General features: G+C 63.1%; 11 protein-coding genes. 6 read left to right on the forward strand and 5 right to left on the reverse strand.

Annotated elements, in window-relative coordinates; genetic code table 11:
* Positions 1 to 146 precede the first annotated feature (146 nt).
* The gene (locus tag ACIPZB_RS08565; protein WP_400639826.1) at positions 147 to 1,265 is read left to right on the forward strand and encodes a DUF3616 domain-containing protein; all 1,119 of its coding nucleotides are present in this window, start codon (positions 147 to 149) and stop codon (positions 1,263 to 1,265) included.
* A gap of 97 nt (positions 1,266 to 1,362) precedes the next feature.
* Here ACIPZB_RS08565 and ACIPZB_RS08570 read toward each other — a convergent pair whose 3' ends face one another.
* The 5 genes from ACIPZB_RS08570 to ACIPZB_RS08590 all read right to left on the reverse strand — a co-directional run bounded on the left by ACIPZB_RS08570 (position 1,363) and on the right by ACIPZB_RS08590 (position 10,424).
* Entirely contained in the window at positions 1,363 to 2,886 is a 1,524-nt protein-coding gene (locus ACIPZB_RS08570) for a DUF2235 domain-containing protein (protein ID WP_400639827.1), read from the reverse strand.
* Between the two features lie 36 nt (positions 2,887 to 2,922).
* Positions 2,923 to 4,626 (reverse strand): hypothetical protein, encoded by a 1,704-nt coding sequence (locus ACIPZB_RS08575; RefSeq protein WP_400639828.1) that lies wholly within the window; start codon positions 4,624 to 4,626, stop codon positions 2,923 to 2,925.
* 42 nt (positions 4,627 to 4,668) lie between these two features.
* On the reverse strand, positions 4,669 to 8,166 hold the full coding sequence (locus ACIPZB_RS08580; RefSeq protein WP_400639829.1) for a hypothetical protein: 3,498 nt from the start codon (positions 8,164 to 8,166) through the stop codon (positions 4,669 to 4,671).
* Between the two features lie 571 nt (positions 8,167 to 8,737).
* Complete coding sequence (locus ACIPZB_RS08585) at positions 8,738 to 9,298, reverse strand: TetR/AcrR family transcriptional regulator (RefSeq protein WP_400639830.1); 561 nt, start codon at positions 9,296 to 9,298, stop codon at positions 8,738 to 8,740.
* A gap of 379 nt (positions 9,299 to 9,677) precedes the next feature.
* Positions 9,678 to 10,424 carry an enoyl-CoA hydratase-related protein gene (locus ACIPZB_RS08590; protein ID WP_400639831.1) on the reverse strand — a complete coding sequence of 249 codons (747 nt, stop codon included), beginning with the start codon at positions 10,422 to 10,424 and terminating at the stop codon, positions 9,678 to 9,680.
* A gap of 116 nt (positions 10,425 to 10,540) precedes the next feature.
* Here ACIPZB_RS08590 and ACIPZB_RS08595 point away from each other — a divergent pair, with 116 nt between their 5' ends.
* The 5 genes from ACIPZB_RS08595 to ACIPZB_RS08615 all read left to right on the forward strand — a co-directional run bounded on the left by ACIPZB_RS08595 (position 10,541) and on the right by ACIPZB_RS08615 (position 16,530).
* Entirely contained in the window at positions 10,541 to 11,188 is a 648-nt protein-coding gene (locus ACIPZB_RS08595; protein ID WP_400639832.1) for a TetR family transcriptional regulator C-terminal domain-containing protein, read from the forward strand.
* A gap of 76 nt (positions 11,189 to 11,264) precedes the next feature.
* Complete coding sequence (locus ACIPZB_RS08600) at positions 11,265 to 11,981, forward strand: response regulator (protein ID WP_400639833.1); 717 nt, start codon at positions 11,265 to 11,267, stop codon at positions 11,979 to 11,981.
* A complete protein-coding gene (locus tag ACIPZB_RS08605; RefSeq protein ID WP_400639834.1) occupies positions 11,978 to 12,742 on the forward strand; it encodes a substrate-binding periplasmic protein in 765 nt (254 codons plus the stop codon). The genes ACIPZB_RS08600 and ACIPZB_RS08605 overlap by 4 nt, the downstream gene beginning before the upstream one ends.
* A complete protein-coding gene (locus ACIPZB_RS08610; RefSeq protein WP_400639835.1) occupies positions 12,739 to 14,991 on the forward strand; it encodes an ATP-binding protein in 2,253 nt (750 codons plus the stop codon). Before ACIPZB_RS08605 ends, ACIPZB_RS08610 begins: the two co-directional genes overlap by 4 nt.
* Before the next feature lie 126 nt (positions 14,992 to 15,117).
* Positions 15,118 to 16,530 (forward strand): amino acid permease, encoded by a 1,413-nt coding sequence (locus ACIPZB_RS08615; RefSeq protein WP_400639836.1) that lies wholly within the window; start codon positions 15,118 to 15,120, stop codon positions 16,528 to 16,530.
* The last annotated feature ends 143 nt before the right edge of the window (positions 16,531 to 16,673 follow it).

The following is a 16,673-nucleotide window of genomic DNA, read 5'->3' on the forward strand; positions in this document are numbered from 1 at the left end:
AGTCGGAAATTGTGCTTTGGCACGAAATAAAGTGCATAGCGAAATCGTCTAGGGCGTGTCTTTGCAATTGCTCGCCACTCGCTGTTGACTAGTTCGAGTGAGCAGGGGCGGCGCTTGCCATCACGCGTCAAACGAGGGCCTTCAGCATGAACAAGGGGCATGTCGTAACCTTGCAATTCGATGCCGATCTCAATGACCTGGCCAAAGGCAAGGCGCTTCGCGATGGGCTATCCGTTGCCTTGCAGATCGGCACGACGCTCTGGGTTGCCAACGATGAAACGGTGAGCCTGGAGCGGCTGACGCCACTGCCGGACGATGGCGCTGGCGCTTGCCGCTACGGCCAGCACAAGCAGTTTCAGCTCGGCGATTATCTGGCGCTGCCAGTGCCACCCGGCGATGACCCGGAAGAACTGGACGAGGCAGACATCGAGGGGCTGGCCTTTGATGGCGGTTATCTCTGGCTGGTGGGTTCGCACAGCCTCAAGCGCAAGAAGCCGAAGCTCAAGGAGGGGTACGGCAAAGCCAGCCAGCAGTTGGCCAAGATCGGCCGCGATGGCAACCGCTACCTGCTGGCCCGCATTCCCATCCAGGAAGAGGCCGGCGGCTGCCGGCTGGAAGAACGCATTACCCGGCACGGCAAGGACCTCTACGCCGCCCGGCTGCGGGGGAACGCGTTTGGCGACGAACTGACCGACGCGCTGCAAGACGATGAACATCTCGGACCATTCCTTGCGATCCCAGGCAAGGACAATGGCTTTGACATCGAAGGCCTTGCGGTTGTGGACGGGCGGATCTTTATTGGCCTGCGCGGGCCGGTCTTGCGCGGCTGGGCGGTGGTGCTGGAGCTGGCGGTCGACGACGACCCCGGCTCTTCCACCCTGAGCCTGAAGGCCATCGGGCCGAACAAACGGCGCTATCGCAAGCACTTCCTCCAACTCGGGGGGCTGGGCATTCGCGACCTGTGCGTGCAGGGCTCGGATTTGCTGATCCTTGCGGGGCCTACCCTGGATCTCGATGGGCCGGTCAAAGTTTTCCGATGGCCCGGTGGTTGCGCACCCGATGACGAGGCTATGGTCCCGTCGAGCGTATTGCAGCCCATGCTGGATGTACCTTATGGCGACGGCAGCGACCATGCAGAAGGCATCACCCTGTATGTGCCAGAAACCGGGCAGAAGCCCTCGTTGCTGGTGGTGTACGACGCTGTCGCCGAGTGCCGAAAAGTGGAGCATTGCGCTGTGCTGGCGGATATTTTCCAATTGCCGTGAAGGCGGTGCTTCATGCGCTGTCGCCGCAGGCAGGGGAGGGATGCCGGCGGCGACAGTCCGTGCGCTGATAACGTCTGATGTCGATGGAACCGACAGCTCATCCTTTCACCGTCAGCGCAACATGCCCTCGGTTGTTGCCATAACAGTTCCACGCGTCGTTGGCATAGGCATACAAATACCCCGACCGCTTCGGCGTATAGGTGCGCCCTTTACCTATCTCGAACACTTCCGGCTTGATCAGATACCCTTTGGCATCCACCCCATCGCTGTTGGCGATCGCCCCGATCAGGCTGAACCAGTTGAACTGTTCATGACGCTTGGTGAAGTTGAAGTTGGCATCGTTGTTGTTGAACAGCTTGCTGTACCAAGTCTCCACCTGGCCGAGTGCGCTGGCCACCAGGTGGGCGACCTCCGCCGGCTGGAAATTACCGTCACCGGTACCGCCGGGGTCGCAGCTGATCGAACTGTCGAGCCATTCCCCCGAGGCGCTGAAATGGTAGGTTTGGCCAGCTTCCAGCCACAGGCCCGTTTCGTTCCAGGGCACGCGGGCCGCAATGTCGATCACCAACGGGAGGGGCGGTGCGATCAGGCGAGACTGCCGGTATGGGTGTTGAGTGATGGGCGGGTCATTCTGACGCTCGAGCGCGGTTTGATGAAAACTGGCTTCTTGCGACCTGAGGTTGGGGATGCTGCGCGGTTGCGTGGGCAACAAGCTGAACACGCCGTCGCACGAGTCATGCATCATGTCGTGAAAGTCAGGACGAATCTGCTTGATGGTCTTGGGGTTGAACGCCAGCCCACATTTCGAAGCTTCCTCGACCATCCACTGCAACGCGCCGTCAGCCAGGCCGCTTTCACGATAGCCACCGCCGACGTCCGAATGCACGCCGGGGAACCACAACTGCTGCACGTCACAGCCTGCCGGCACATCTGTCCATAGCGTGGGCTGGAAGGACGCACGGCGCTCGTCCATCGCCAAGGCATGCCGGCCCGTCTTTACCGCGGCGTGGAAGGCGGTGTCGTGGAAGGTGTAGCGATTGCGGTCATCGAGCAGGTTGAGCAAGGCCATGTCATCGGGTATGCCGAGTGCGCCGACGGTGTCCCACACGCCGATGAAGCGAATCGGAATGCTGGCACCTTTGGCGTTATGAAATTGCCAGCCCAACGTGTCCCAGTCTTCGCGATCTTCCAGTTTGCGTCGGTAGCCGAATTTCATCAGGCGGTCGATGCGGCTCCAGACGTCCGCTGGCGCCATGCTGGCAATCTTCAGCAAGCCGCAACGACTGATCAATCCGCTCAGGCTTCGAACGGTATAGGCGCCACGGCTGAACCCGAATAGATAGATGTCCATGCCCGGCTGATAGCAGTAACAAAGCTTCTGGTAGGCGCTCTTGATGTTGGCGTCCAGCCCTGATCCCGTGCCGCCACCCAACGCCTTGTCCCACCATTTGCCGGATGTACCGACACCGGGGTGATAGTACTTTTCCTGATGAACACCGGCGCCGTCCTCGTCCGCCACGGCGTTATGCAGCCTGACCACGTTGGTGGGCGCCGGGACACCTTTATCCAGCTGTTCGGGCGTGTTCCAGGTGCCGTCGCAGCAAATTACGATGTTGGACATGAAACTGCCCTCTGTTCGGGTTGACGAAGTCATGAACTACGCATGAATCCAGAACGCACTTTCGGCAAATTGCTCGCCGTTCCACCAGTTGGCAGTACCGGTTCCATACGCGAAGTTGCGTGCACCTGCCTGGCTCTGCAGCGGTGCGATCACGTCACCGGCCGCATCGCGCCTGGCGCTGTGGATGGCGTCCTCGGGCACCACCGCCACGATGTGCCCAGACCGGCCATCTTCCTTGCGCCGTGCGACGATCAGGGCAACGCCGCCCTGGTTGGCTGCCTGCTGCAGTTTGCTGAGCGTGCCGGTTTGCCGCCAACCGAACTCGCTGCCGAAATCGCGCAGCCAGCGGAACAGGTCGTTGGCCCGCATTTCGGTGATTGTGGCGCCAATCAGCAGTGCCACGGGCTTGTTGTGCGACAGGTCCAGCAGCGCCCTGGCCGTCCACCAGGTGCGCGGCAGATACACCCCGGCGAGGGCGCAATAGTCGTGGCAGTAGATGTTGCAGAAGGTCAGGCCATCGCGTGGCTGGTAGCGTTTGTTGGCTGGATTGTCGACGCCCAGCCAGTCGATGATGGCCGCCAGCTCGGTGCGCAGTGCCTGGGGCGTGTCGCCTTGGCGTTGAGGTTGACCGCGTTCGTTCAGCGAACGTGCATCGGCTGGCGCAGTGCGCCGGGTTACCTGGTTGGGCTTGTGCGCCAGGTGCGCTGCGACGATGCCGGTGCTGGGCGCCGTAGGCGCCGGAAGGGTAATGGGTACATCCTCGATCGACTCATCCGTCACCAGGAATTTCTGCGCGACGAAGCCGTGCAGCAATGCGCCGGACAGTGAGGTCTCGATCTCCCTGAAGCCGTTCTGCGCACGGATACCGACAGCACGTACCGGGTGGCCGTCGGGCAGGTTGCCGATGACGTTGGCATTCGACGGTTCGCTGATGCGCGGCTCGCTGCGCACGCGCAGGGTGCTTTCGCGGGTGTCCACCCGCAGGAACTCCCCGGTGGCCGTCAGTGTGCTCGGTGGCGGCAACAGCGCAAGGCCGGGCGCGGCAGGGGCAAGCTGTGGCGGCGCGCCGTCCATGCTGACGGTATGGGCGAGTTGAATGAAGTCGAGCAGGTTCTCGCCGTAGAACCGTTTGCCATCGAAAAAGCCCTGGCGCAGGCCCTTTTTCGGGTTGAAACCGCCGGTGTTGTAGGCGATGCCGACCGATGCCAGTTGCTGGTCGCTGAGCGACTGCGCCTTGGACAACCCAAGCGTTTTCAGGCCTCGCTTGAGTTCGCTCAGGCACTGGTCGAGGGCACCGTCGAACTGCGCGTAGCGTTGGTCGAGGAAGTAGTCGGGGTCATCTTTGAAGAACTGCAGGTCGCGCTGAAAGATGCCGAAGCCGTGGCAGAACTTGTTCTGTCTTCTCGCCACGGGCTCGTAGGCTCGAATGTGCTGGGCCATTTCCACCAGCGAGCGATGGGCGAGCTCGAACATCTTCTCGCCGCCCGGGGCTGCCAGCAGCGCGGCCTTGTCCTTGGGAAAGGCTTTGCGTCCCTTGTCCGCGTCGAGCGTATCGCCGACGCACAGCCTCAGTACCTCGGCTTCTGGGAGGTCGTGGCGCAGGTTCTGCCAGATTTCCCCCGTCTCCTGGCAGGCGATGGCAGTGAGGAAATCCACGGTCAGCGGAGTGCCGGCCAAGGCGGGTTGCAAGCGGTTCTGGAAGTGCGACTTGAACCATTGGACATCGTTTGCATTAGGCATGATGTGCTCCTCTGCCGGCTCACAGGCCGGCGTGTGGTGGCATCAGAACTTCGAGTAGTTCAACGCATCGACCAGCGCCGACCCGCCGATACCGGTGAGTGACAGCAGCAGTGCACGCACCAGCGGTTCGTCGGCATAGCGGGAGAAGGCACCGGTGTTGAGTGCCACGATGCGTTCGCGAATCAGGCGGAACTTGGCGGACAAGGTTTCGTTGCCCGCTATTTCAAGCAAGTACTGGTCGATGCGTTGAAGGCCGACTGTCCGCGCTTTCTCGGCAGCCCTGCGCAGCGAAAGCGCCGAAACGAGCAAGATCAGGCCCGTCAGTGCGAAGGTGATGATCATCCCTGGCGGGGTGGGCCAGTTGTCGAAGTAGCTGCTGCGAGAAACGATCAGGATCAACAGCACCACGGTCGGCGCGTAGATCAGGCGGCTGACGGCGGCGGTGCGTTTGGCGATCAGGGTCAGGCCGAACCATTCGTCGATGCTGGGGTGAGCGGCCTTGGGCACCGGGTTGTAGATGTCACCGAACAGCGCTTTCTGCTCGCGTTGCAACTCCCTTGGCCAGATCCAGTGCTCCTGGCTCAGTTGGCGGATGAAGCGGGTCAACAGGCGGTTGGCGTCGACTACCCAGAACACCAGCAGGTTGAACGCCAACACAGGCGGGAGCCAGTTCCAGCCTCGCAGCGGCGGGTTGCCGCGCACGGGGTCGCCATCCATGGGCCACAGCACGAACAGCAGGCTTGTGAGCACCAGGAAGATCCAGGAGCCGAGCATCGCGCGCAACAACCTAGCACCGAAACTGCCGCAGATACGGTGTTCGGTCCAGTACGTCAGGACTTCGTTAGAGCCAGGTTGGGTCTTCTTGGGCTGGGAGTTGGGTGAGAGCGGCAGGAAAACGTGATTGAGCCACTCGCCCAATGCCTTGGCCAGACTATTCGGCGATCGCATTTTTCCATGGTCAGTCAACTTCATCAGTTGCTGCCACAAGCCGACCCTTTCAACGACATGCAGGTGGTATTCGCGCTCGATCTCCTGATGATTGAGCCGCAGATTGCGCGCACCCCAGGCCAGTGCGGCGAGCGATATGATCACCGCGAGCAACCTCAGGGCCAGGGTTGGCCAGGCACTGATGCCTTCGAACAGGAACATCGGTTCGCCCAGACCTTGCTCGGTCAAGCTTTCGCGCTCTTGATAGCCGCGCAGCAATACCAGGATGAAGATCACCAGCGGCACGAGTACGTACCAGGCATTGGCATCGAAGAGGCCACTAGCCACGGCCGAGTTACCGGCGGTATTGCCTTTGTTCCGTGCGCGACGGTTCAGGCCTGTTGCGATCAGCCCCAGCAGGATCAGGCCGAAGGTTACCCACAGCATCTCGACCCGCCAGGCGTTTGTGGCGATCCATGCCGTCAGCGCTGCCACGCCATACAGGGCTGATGGCACCCATACGCCCAGCCCCGTGCTTTTGTCGCGGTTACTGCTGCTCCACCAGCTCAACACCAACCCGAGGACCACCAGTACCAGTGCCAGCGGTCCTGCCATGAATAGCGACAGAATGCGATTCAACCGATGCTTCAATGCTTCGGAAGGCTCTGGATAAATGGGCGGGGAGGGGTCCTGCAGGCAGCGCAGGGCCATGATGTCCTGGGGCCTGATATAGGTGCCCTGACCCGAGCGATTACTGATGGGTGCGCAATCGGTGGCGCGTCGCTTGGTGAGGCTGCTTTCCAGCGGTATGAAGCCGCTGATGCCCACTTCGTAGATGCTCGGTGACAGAATGCCGGCCTTGGAGTAATCGAACTTCCAGCGCTTGGCGTCGAACGGCTCGGGGGCCAGCGCTGCCAGCACCGAGACGAATACCGCGCTTTGCAGGCTGTCGCGAAACGGCGGCATTTCCTGCTGCAAGGCGCGGGTCAGGGTCAGGCCGTATGGCGATGCCAGCACCAGGTTGCGCGTCACCTGGGCTTGCCCACGCTGCAACATGCGCGCATCCAGGTCGGTGGAGAAATACAGTTTGTTGGGCATGCGGCTCTTCAGGGCCTGCAGCACCAGCAGCTTGTCATAGGTATCCAGGCCCAGTACGCCGATTGCGCCGATGCCGCTGTTGCCCGCATCACGGAAGGCCTGGTCCTGCATCATGATGTGATCTGCCAGGCGGCGCAGGTAATCCAGTTGCGAGTTGCCGTCCGATTTTTCCAGTGGGCTGAGGTCGACCGTGCGGTTGTCTTTTTCGGTTTTCTGGTCAGTTTTGGCGATGGTGTCCTCCGGTAGACGGCCATCCAAACCGCGCAAGTAGCTGTAGCGCAGAACCCAAGGGTCGACCCTGGAGCTGTCGAGAGGCGGCATCGAGGGCCGCTCGCCTATTTTGCTGCGGAAACTTTCGATCAGTGCGCGACTGTAGAAACTGTCCCATTCGGAAATCAGTGCGATGCGATTCGCGCTGCGCCGCTCGGGAAAGCATTGCCGTTCATCTTGCGGGGTGGTGCAGTGTGCGCCGGCTGCGGGGTCGACATGGCGTAGCTTGAGTTCGTCGAGTAACAGGCGAGCCATCGTGGTGTCGTCGCTGACGGTGCGGATCAGCTGGATGCCCTTGAACGGGGAGACTGCCTTCTGGCCGTGTTTGTCGAAGTCACTCAGCAACAGCTTTCTGTCAGCCGTGGCCAAAGGCGAATAGATCTCGATGTTTGGCGGAATGACTGCTGGCGTGAAAGTTTCACCACTACCCGCGGGAGGAAGAGGGGGAGGAGGCGGAGGAGGGGGAGGTTTACCATCAGTGCCGAGCCCGTAGCGTGCGAAGGCCTCTTGGCGGTACATGATGCGCAGCATGTGTGAATCGGCGGGCCCGATCACTTTGAGCGTGTCGTTGTCCGTACTCTCTCTCAACGCCATCTTGAGCTTGCTCAACTGGCCCAGCGGATCCTCCCCGAGCACATCTTGCTTGAGCCAGAGCAGCCTAACCCGCGCAGGAGGTGGCTGTTCTTCCTCGCTGATCGGAGCGGGTACCAGTGGGTCGGCGACGAAGTCCTCGTAGGGTGCTTCAACCTGCGCTGGTACGGTCTTTTCTTCCTTACCTTGTACTTCGGATTCTTTTCGCTCTTTGGCGAGATCCAACGAAGTTGTCATGGCCAGGCAGCGGACATGTTGCTCATCCTCGGGGACCAGGCGAGCGCCCTTCAGGCCTGCCAGAATTGCATAGCGCATCCGGCGGCGAAGCTCGACAGCTTCGGCATAGGCGCCATCTTCCACCAACGCCACGATGAGCTGAGTCGCTTTCCCAGGTGGAGCGCCAGTGCATGCCGCGATTGCGGGTTTGATACCCAGGTCCTTGATACGTTTACGGTAACGCTCAAGTGCATCGAAAGGGTCTTGCCACAGGCGTGCCTCGATCGGCATGTGCGGCTGGAATTGGCTACCCTCCGGGCGGGTTTCAAGGAAGGGTGCTCGGGTCAGGGCAAAGGTGGAAATCACCAGGCTGAGTATCAATGCGCTGCCGGGCAGCCAGACGGCATAGTTGCTCGTTGAATTGTTGTTTGTGTCCATGGCGCATACCTGAATCAGGTCGCCCTTGGCACAGGAGCGGGACCGGATCCAGCAGCCACGAACAGCGGCTTGCACTACGTCGATGGGGTCGAACGTGCGGAGCGGCGGACATTGGTCTCTGTTAACAGAGATTGGCAAGTTGAAGTCTAGAAAAACCCGGCACGCTGGCAAGTTGCCAGATTAGTGCGTTGCCTGTTTTCTGATGTTCGGTACACAAAAGCCAAGTACAAGGCGCTAGGTGTATCGGCAAGTTAACAGTCAAGTTGCCAGGTACATTGATTTTGATGTGCGTTGGTTAAAGCTGTGGTTTTTCCTGTGGCAGCCGGCTTGCCGGCGATAGGGCCCGAACTGGCGCTGCAAGACTGCCCCGTTTTGCCTGTTCCGGCCTCATCGCCGGCAAGCCGGCACCCACAGGTCCATCGCGGCTTTCAAAGCTGGTGGTGTACCTGTGGGAACAACTGTCTTGCGCCATATCCAGAAGCCTGCACGATCCCTGTGGGAGCCGGCTTGCCGGCGATGAGGCCGGGGCAGACCGCTCGGGAAATGGGATCTTGCCGCCGTACTAATCGACTCAGGCGCCAAGCACGGCGGTGCTCGCCTGTATCAGCCACGCCTCGATCCCGGCCTCGTCCACCGGCCCAGGGCGCCGGCGCAGGCCGTGCGCCGTCTCGACCAGGGCGAAGATCGCCTCGCTGGCGCAAGCCCTGCCGATGCACCGCAAGGGCGTCCCGCGCCGGGCCTGATCGATGAACGTCAGCAGCGGCGCACGCAGGCGTCCCTGCGCCTGGTCCAGCCAGTGCCACTGGTCGCTCGTCAGGTGCCGGGCTTCATGGCGCAGCAGCAGATCCTCGTGCGGGTGCGAGCGCTGACGGGCCAACAGAAACCGCAGGTAACCCGGCACGTCACGACTGAACGACCCGTTGTGCCACGCCGCCAGGCGTTGGGCCAGCACCTCGAGCAGCACATCCAGCAACAGGTCCTGCTTGCTCGCCACATGGTGATAGAGGCTGCCCGACTGCAACCCGCACCGCGCCGCCAGCTGGCGCATGCTCATGCCGGCAAAGCCACATTCGGCCATCAGCTCGGCGGCATGCAGCAGCAGATCGGGCGTGCGCGAAGCGTTTTCGGCCATGGGAAACTCTCTGGTGTCGTTGTTGTGTGCCATCACCCTAGGCGCGTGTCTCGCTAGCTGATAGGCCGGGACTGACTGGCTCACTGTATTCACCATTACCGTGCTGGACACCCCCCAAATGGATATTGCCCAACCCAAGACGCTCATTCATGTGGCCGAACGCTTCGCCTTCGATGATGGTCATTGGATCGTTATTGTTGAGGGAGGCGTTTGCTAGCGGGCGCAAGGGTGTGGGGAGGATTGGTTTCAGGGGGCAGAAAATGTGAGCTGTGGCGGCCCTATCGCCGGCAAGCCGGCTCCCACATGAATCCCGCACAGCTCAAGACCCGCGCAGTACCTGTGGGAGCCGGCTTGCCGGCGATAGGCCGGTTCAGGCAGCCTAGCGCTTCGCCATTGCCGCCAGTGCAGCCTTCGCCTCATCACTGTTCAGCCGCTCGATGAACAGCAGCCCTTCCTTGGCCACCGTCGCCGCCAGCTCTTCGCGATGCGCATCCTTGAGCAGGCGCTTGCTGATGCGCAGCGCATCGGCCGGCAACTGCTGCAGGCGCCGCGCCAGCTTCGTGGCGGCGGCCTGGCACTGTGCGCCATCCTCGAACAGCTCGGTCGCCAGGCCCCACTGCACCGCCCGCTCGCCGTCGATCAACTGGCTGCACAGCAACAACTGCGCAGCCCGGGCATGCCCCAGCAGCCGCGGCAGCAACAGGCTCGCGCCAAACTCCGGGCACACGCCCAACGGCACGAACGGCGTGCGCAACTTGGCGTCGCGGGTCACCAGTACCTGGTCGCAATGCAGCAGCACGGTGGTGCCGATGCCGATCGCAGGCCCCGCAACCGCAGCGATCAGCGGCTTGTCCAGCGCCAGCACCGCCCACATCATGCGAAACACCGGGCTTTGCAGGTCGGTCGGGGGCTGGTCGAGGAAGTCCGGCAAGTCGTTGCCGGCGGTAAAGCACTCGGCGCTGCCAGTCAGCACGATCACCTCGACCTGCGGGTCGCTGTTGGCTGACTCGAACAACTCCGCCAGCCGCGTGTACATGGCGTTGGTCAGGGCATTGAGCTTGTCCGGGCGGTTCAGGCGCAGGGTCAGCAGGCCTTCGTCGAGTTCGTGCTGGATCAGGTCGGTCATCAGGAGCCTCTGTTGTTTTTGTGAGGGGTGCTGAAGCAGGTGTCGCCGGAGTATCGCGTTTCAGTCGACTTGCTGTACAGTCGTTCAACTGGACTATCCCCGCTTGAGGACGACCGATGACCCAGGAAGCCCGCTTCAGCCGCATGCTGCCCGAACTGCGCAAGGCCAATCTGGTCGAGGCCACGCTGGCCTGCCTGAAGCGTCATGGCTTCCAGGGCGCCTCGATCCGCAAGATTTCTGCCGAAGCCGGTGTCTCGGTGGGCCTGATCAGCCACCACTATTCCGGCAAGGACGAGCTGGTCGCCGAGGCTTACATGGCCGTCACCGGCCGGGTCATGCAACTGCTGCGCGAGGCCATGGACCAGGTCGCGCCCAACGCGCGCGAACGCCTGTCGGCCTTCTTCCGTGGCTCGTTCAGCGCCGAGCTGCTCGACCCGCAGCTGCTTGACGCCTGGCTGGCATTCTGGGGCGCGGTGAAGACCGCCGAGGCGATCAACCAGGTGCACGACCATTCCTACGGTGAATACCGCCGTGAGCTGCGCAGCCTGCTCAGCGAACTGGCGCGGGAGGAGGGCTGGGAACACTTTGATGCGGACCTTGCCGCCATCAGCCTCAGTGCCCTGCTTGACGGGCTGTGGCTGGAGTCGGGCCTGAATCCGGGGACTTTCACCCCGTCCCAGGGCGTGCAGATCTGCGAAGCCTGGGTCGACGGCCTGCAGGCCGGCGGTCGGCAACGTTTCACCCTGACCCGCGAGGGCTGTTGATCGGCCGTTCAGCAATCGCTAGTCTTGGCGCACTCTAATAAGAAACACGCCTACGGGCGCTTCAGGACCCTACGCAATGACCTCTCGCGTACTGATCGTCGACGACGATCCGCTGATTCGTGACTTGCTCCAGGCCTACCTGTCCCAGGAAGGCTATACCGTCCATTGCGCCGCGACCGCGGAACAAGCCGAAACGCTGTTGGCCGAACAGCCGGTGGAGCTGGTGATGCTGGACATCCGCCTGCCCGGCAAGGACGGCCTGACCTTGACCCGCGAGCTGCGGGTGCGCTCGGAAGTGGGGATCATCCTGATCACCGGGCGCAACGATGAGATCGACCGCATCGTCGGCTTGGAATGCGGCGCCGACGACTACGTGAGCAAACCGCTCAACCCCCGTGAACTGGTGTCCCGCGCGAAGAACCTGATCCGTCGCGTGCGCCACGCCCAGGGGCCTCGGCCGGCCGGGCCTGCCAACGTCACCCTCAAGCAGTTCGGCGACTGGTCGCTGGACTGCGACCGCCGCCGTCTGATCGATCCGCAAGGCGGCGAAACCTTGCTGACCCATGGCGAATTCCAGCTGCTCAGTGTGTTCCTGCGTAACAGCGGCCATACCCTGAGCCGCGACCAGTTGATGGACCAGATCCGCAACCGCGAGTGGGTGCCCAACGACCGCTCCATCGACGTACTGGTCGGCCGCCTGCGGCGCAAGTTGCACGACGACCCGGCCGAACCTGAACTGATCATCACCATCCACGGCGCCGGCTACCTGTTCACCGCCAGCGTGGCCGCGTGAGCCACTACCTGCTCGGCGTGCTGGCGCTGCTGGCCAGCGCAGCGCTGCAGGCCGCAGAAACCATCCGCTATTGCGATTATCCGGTGTACCCCCCTGTCTCCTGGAGCGATGGCAAGCAGCCGCGCGGGCTGGCGCCGACGGTGGTCCGCGAGCTGTTCGGGCGGCTGGGCTATCAGGTCGAGATGGTGGTGCTGGGCAACTGGCAGCGCTGCCTGCTCGACGCCGCTGAAGGGCGGGTGGATGTGGTGCTGGCCTACACCTCGGAGCAGCGTGCCCAGGCCATGCGCTTTTCCCAGGTGCCGGTGCTGCGCGAGGAGGTGGCGGTGTTCGCCAACCGCCAGCGCCCGCTCAAGTTCGCCAAGCTCGAAGACCTGGCCCAATACCGCGGCGGGCTGCTGTTCGGCGAAAGTTACGGCCCCGAGTTCGACCGCTTCGTGGCGCAGCACCAGAACATCGAATGGGTGTCGGACAGCGGGCAGAACTTCGGCAAGCTGATACGCGGGCGCATCGACTTCGTGATCCAGGAGCGGCGCACTGGCCAGTTGTTCGTCGAGTCCCTGCCCGGTGCCCGGGACATCGTCGCGCTGCCGGCGGCACTGAGCGTCGACTACCTGCGCGTGGCCGTGTCGCGCCGCTCGCCGCTGAGCGAGCGGATGAGCGAGATCGACGCGCAGCTGCAGCAGATGACCGACGCCGGCGAGCTGGAGCGCTGGCTGCATGAAAGCGAGGTCACCTACCGCGACATGGTCAGCCAGCCATGACCCGCCTGCAACCGGGGGGCCTGCTGCGTCGGCTGCTGTTGTTCATCCTGCTGTTCAGCCTGTGCTTCACGGTGCTGGCCAGCAGTGTGCAGCTGTATTTCGAGTACCGCCGTGAGATGCGCGAGATCGATGCGCGCATGGCGTTGATTCGTGCGGGTTACCTGGCCAGCCTGGAGCGCAGCCTCTGGGACCTGAACCAGGAGCAGCTGAACGTGCAATTGCGCGGGTTGGTGGACTTTTCCGATGTGGCGCTGGTGCGTCTGAACAGCGCCGACTTCACCTTGCAGCAAGGGGATCCGTCGCCTCAGGGCCCGCTGCGGGTCGAGCGTTTTCCCCTGGACTACCAGCCACCTTCCGGGCCCTCGCGCCACCTGGGCGAACTGGAGGTGAGCATCGACCTGGGCGCGGTGCACCGGCGGCTGTTCGCCACGGGGCTGACCAGCCTGTTGTGGATGAGTGTGTTCCTCTGCGGGTTGGCGCTGGCGTTGTCCGGGCTGTTCTACCGCCTGGTCACCCGCCACTTGCAGGTCATGGCGGATTTTGCCCGGCGCATCGGTGCCGGGCAGTGGCACGAGCCGCTGCGCCTGAACAAGCGCCGCTCGCCACACACCGACGAGATCGACAGCGTGGCGCTGGCGCTGGATGACATGCGCCGGGCGATCCTCAGCGATATCGAACGTCGCGAAAGCGACCGCCTGGCCTTGCAGGACAAGCGCGACGAGCTGCAGAAGCAGGTCGAGCGGCGCACCGCGAGCCTGATGCGCGCCAAGGATGATGCCGAAGCGGCCAACCTGGCCAAGTCGCGCTTCCTCGCCACCATGAGCCATGAACTGCGCACGCCACTGAACGGCATCCTTGGCATGGCCGAACTGCTGCGTGGCGCGGGGCTCGCGGCAGACGATCGCAAGCGACTGGAGGCCTTGTACAAGGCTGGCGAGGGGCTGCTCGGCATCCTCAACGAAGTGCTGTACTTCGCCCGCCTCGAAGAGGGCGAAAGCCACCCCGAGGCCGTCGATTTTTCCCTGCGCCAGCTGTGCGACGAGGTGCTGACCCTGCTCGAACCCCGCGCGTTGGCCAATGACAGCGTGGTGCTCTGTCGCATCGATCCGCAGTTGGCCACACACCAGCACGGCGCCGAGCAGTATCTGCGCCAGGTGCTCAGCAACCTGCTGGCCAATGCGATCAAGTTCACCGAGGGCGGCGAGATCCTGGTCGAAGTGCAGGTGCTGCGATCACCCCCTGGGCGCCAGCACCTGCGGCTGAGTGTCACCGACGACGGCATCGGCATCTGCGAGGCGATGCAGCCGAAGATCTTCGGCCGTTTCGTCCAGGCCAGCGAGTCGGTCGCGCGGCGCTATGGCGGTACCGGCCTGGGGCTGGCGATCAGCAAGCACCTGGTGGAGCAGATGGGCGGGCAGATCGGCGTGCGCAGCCGCGAGGGTGAGGGCAGTTGCTTCTGGTTCGAGCTGGAGCTGGCGACGGCTCAAGTTCCCCAGGCACTCGCGCGTGCGGTTCCCAGTGCGGCGCCGCTGGAAATTCTGGTGGTGGAAGACGTGGCCTTGAACCGTGAAGTGGTGCGCGGGCTGCTGGAGCGTGACGGGCACAAGGTGTGGCTGGCCGAGGATGCCGAGCAGGGGCTTGAGCTGTGCGCCCAGCGGCGCTTCGACCTGTTGCTGCTGGATGTGCACCTGCCGGGCATCAGTGGTGTGGAGCTGTGCCGGCAAGTCCGCGCTGGCCAGACGCCCAACCGCGAGACGCGCATCCTGGCGCTGACGGCCAGCGTCCAGCCGGCGCTGGTGCGTGCCTACCTTGCAGCCGGCATGCAGGGCGTGCTGGGCAAGCCGCTGAAGCTTGCCAACCTGCGCCAGGCCCTGGCCGGGCAGGGCCTGGAGGAACAATCGGCAACGCCCACCTGGCTTGACCACGAGCTGCTCGACACGCACCGCACGCTGCTGGGCGAGCAGAAGCTGCAGGGCCTGCTGGCCTCGTTGCTGGACGCCCTGGCGCAACACCGCCAGCCCTTGCTCGAAGCGGTCGAGGCAGGTGACTGCACAGAGGTGACCCACCTGGCCCATCGCCTGGCCGGTAGCAGCGATTCCATGGGCTTGTGTGGCCTGGCAGCAACCTTGCGGCGGCTTGAGGAACGCGGTCTGGAACGTGATAAACCGGGTGTGCGGGCCATGGCCGGCTTGCTGCGTGAGCACCTGCAGCGCGCCGAAGACACTCTGGCTGAACTGCTGGCGGCCTGAGCGACAAAAAACTTACGACTTTTTACATCTTTGATCTTTACGATCAACCGGGGCTTACATCGCTTTCCAATAATCGGGGTCAACCGCTGCACACGCGGTCTTCGACGCTTATTGGAGATAATAATAATGAAAGGCCGTAAAGCTGAAGGTATCCACCTCACACGGGCATTGAAGAGTCGGCACATCTTCATGCTCTCGCTCGGTGGCGTGATCGGCACCGGGCTGTTCATGGGTTCGGGCGTGACCATCAACCAGGGCGGGCCGGTGGGCGCGATCCTGGCGTACCTGGTGGCCGGTTTCCTGATGTACCTGGTGATGGTCTGCCTGGGTGAGTTGTCGGTGCAGATGCCGGTGTCGGGCTCGTTCCAGGCCCATGCGACGAAATTCATCGGCCCGGCCACGGGCTTCATGATCGGCTGGGTGTACTGGATGAGCTGGGCAACCACCGTGGGCCTGGAGTTCACCGCCGCCGGCATGCTGATGGAACGCTGGTTCCCCGGGGTGCCGATCTGGTACTGGTCGGCGCTGTTCGTCGCGGTGCTGTTCGGCATCAACGCGCTGGCCACCCGTGCCTTCGGTGAGGCGGAATACTGGTTCGCCGGCATCAAGGTGGCGGCGATCCTCGGCTTCATCATCGTCGGCGTGCTGGTGATCTTCGGCGCCATCCCGCTGACCAGCGGGGCGCCGGCACCGATGATGAGCAACCTGATCGGCGAATCGTTGTTCCCCAATGGCTTGTCGGCGGTGTTCGCCGTGATGATGACCGTGGTCTATGCCTTCCAGGGCTGCGAGATCATGGGCGTGGCGGCGGGCGAGACCGACCAGCCGGAGAAGAGCATCCCGCGCGCCGTGCGCAACGTGGTGTTCCGTGTGCTGATCTTCTATGTGCTGGCGATCGTGGTGCTCTCGGCAATTGTGCCGTGGCAGCAGGCCGGGCTGATGGAAAGCCCGTTCGTGCAGGTGTTCGACATGGTCGGGATTCCCTTTGCCGCGGACCTGATGAACTTCGTGATCCTCACTGCGATTCTCTCGGTGGGCAACTCCGGCCTCTATGCGTCTACCCGCATCCTCTGGGCGATGTCCAAGACCGGCATGGCGCCCAAGAGCCTGTCGCCGCTGAGCAGCCGCGGTGTGCCGCTGCGCGCCCTGTTCATCACCCTGTGCTTTGCGCTGGTCTCGCTGATGACCAGCTTCGTCGCCGCAGACACCCTGTTCATGGTGCTGATGGCGGTGAGCGGGATGTCGGGCACGGTGACCTGGATCGTGATTGCCTTGGCGCAGTACCGGTTCCGTCAGCAGTTCCTGCGCGATGGCGGGCAGTTGAGCGAGCTCAAGTACCGGGCGCCGCTGTACCCGCTGGTGCCGTTGCTGTGCATTACCTTGTGCAGTTCGCTGTTCGTGTTCCTGGCCATGGATGAGACCCAGCGGCCTTCGTTGTACTGGGGCTTCGGGTTCATTGCGCTGTGCTATGCGGCGTACTTCGTGGTGCAACGCAAGCGCCAGGGGGTTGGCATGGAGCCGGATATGCCGGTGGCGTGACAAGCGATTTGGGGCCGCTTTGCGGCCCATCGCCGGCAAGCCGGCTCCCACAGGTACCGCGCGCGCTCAAGCATTGCGCGGTCCCCTGTGGGAGCCGGCTTGCCGGCGATGGGCTGCGCAGCAGCCCTGCCATCAAGGGCAGT

This window comes from Pseudomonas sp. NPDC089396 (assembly GCF_044749545.1).
In the GTDB taxonomy this organism is placed as follows: domain Bacteria; phylum Pseudomonadota; class Gammaproteobacteria; order Pseudomonadales; family Pseudomonadaceae; genus Aquipseudomonas.

What these genes read in the sequence shown, in the direction of transcription:
- ACIPZB_RS08565 (WP_400639826.1), top strand. Translation starts at nt 147, where the DNA reads ATGAACAAGGGGCATGTCGTAACCTTGCAATTCGATGCCGATCTCAAT.
- ACIPZB_RS08570 (WP_400639827.1), bottom strand. Translation starts at nt 2,886, where the DNA reads ATGTCCAACATCGTAATTTGCTGCGACGGCACCTGGAACACGCCCGAA.
- ACIPZB_RS08575 (WP_400639828.1), bottom strand. Translation starts at nt 4,626, where the DNA reads ATGCCTAATGCAAACGATGTCCAATGGTTCAAGTCGCACTTCCAGAAC.
- ACIPZB_RS08580 (WP_400639829.1), bottom strand. Translation starts at nt 8,166, where the DNA reads ATGGACACAAACAACAATTCAACGAGCAACTATGCCGTCTGGCTGCCC.
- ACIPZB_RS08585 (WP_400639830.1), bottom strand. Translation starts at nt 9,298, where the DNA reads ATGGCCGAAAACGCTTCGCGCACGCCCGATCTGCTGCTGCATGCCGCC.
- ACIPZB_RS08590 (WP_400639831.1), bottom strand. Translation starts at nt 10,424, where the DNA reads ATGACCGACCTGATCCAGCACGAACTCGACGAAGGCCTGCTGACCCTG.
- ACIPZB_RS08595 (WP_400639832.1), top strand. Translation starts at nt 10,541, where the DNA reads ATGACCCAGGAAGCCCGCTTCAGCCGCATGCTGCCCGAACTGCGCAAG.
- ACIPZB_RS08600 (WP_400639833.1), top strand. Translation starts at nt 11,265, where the DNA reads ATGACCTCTCGCGTACTGATCGTCGACGACGATCCGCTGATTCGTGAC.
- ACIPZB_RS08610 (WP_400639835.1), top strand. Translation starts at nt 12,739, where the DNA reads ATGACCCGCCTGCAACCGGGGGGCCTGCTGCGTCGGCTGCTGTTGTTC.
- ACIPZB_RS08615 (WP_400639836.1), top strand. Translation starts at nt 15,118, where the DNA reads ATGAAAGGCCGTAAAGCTGAAGGTATCCACCTCACACGGGCATTGAAG.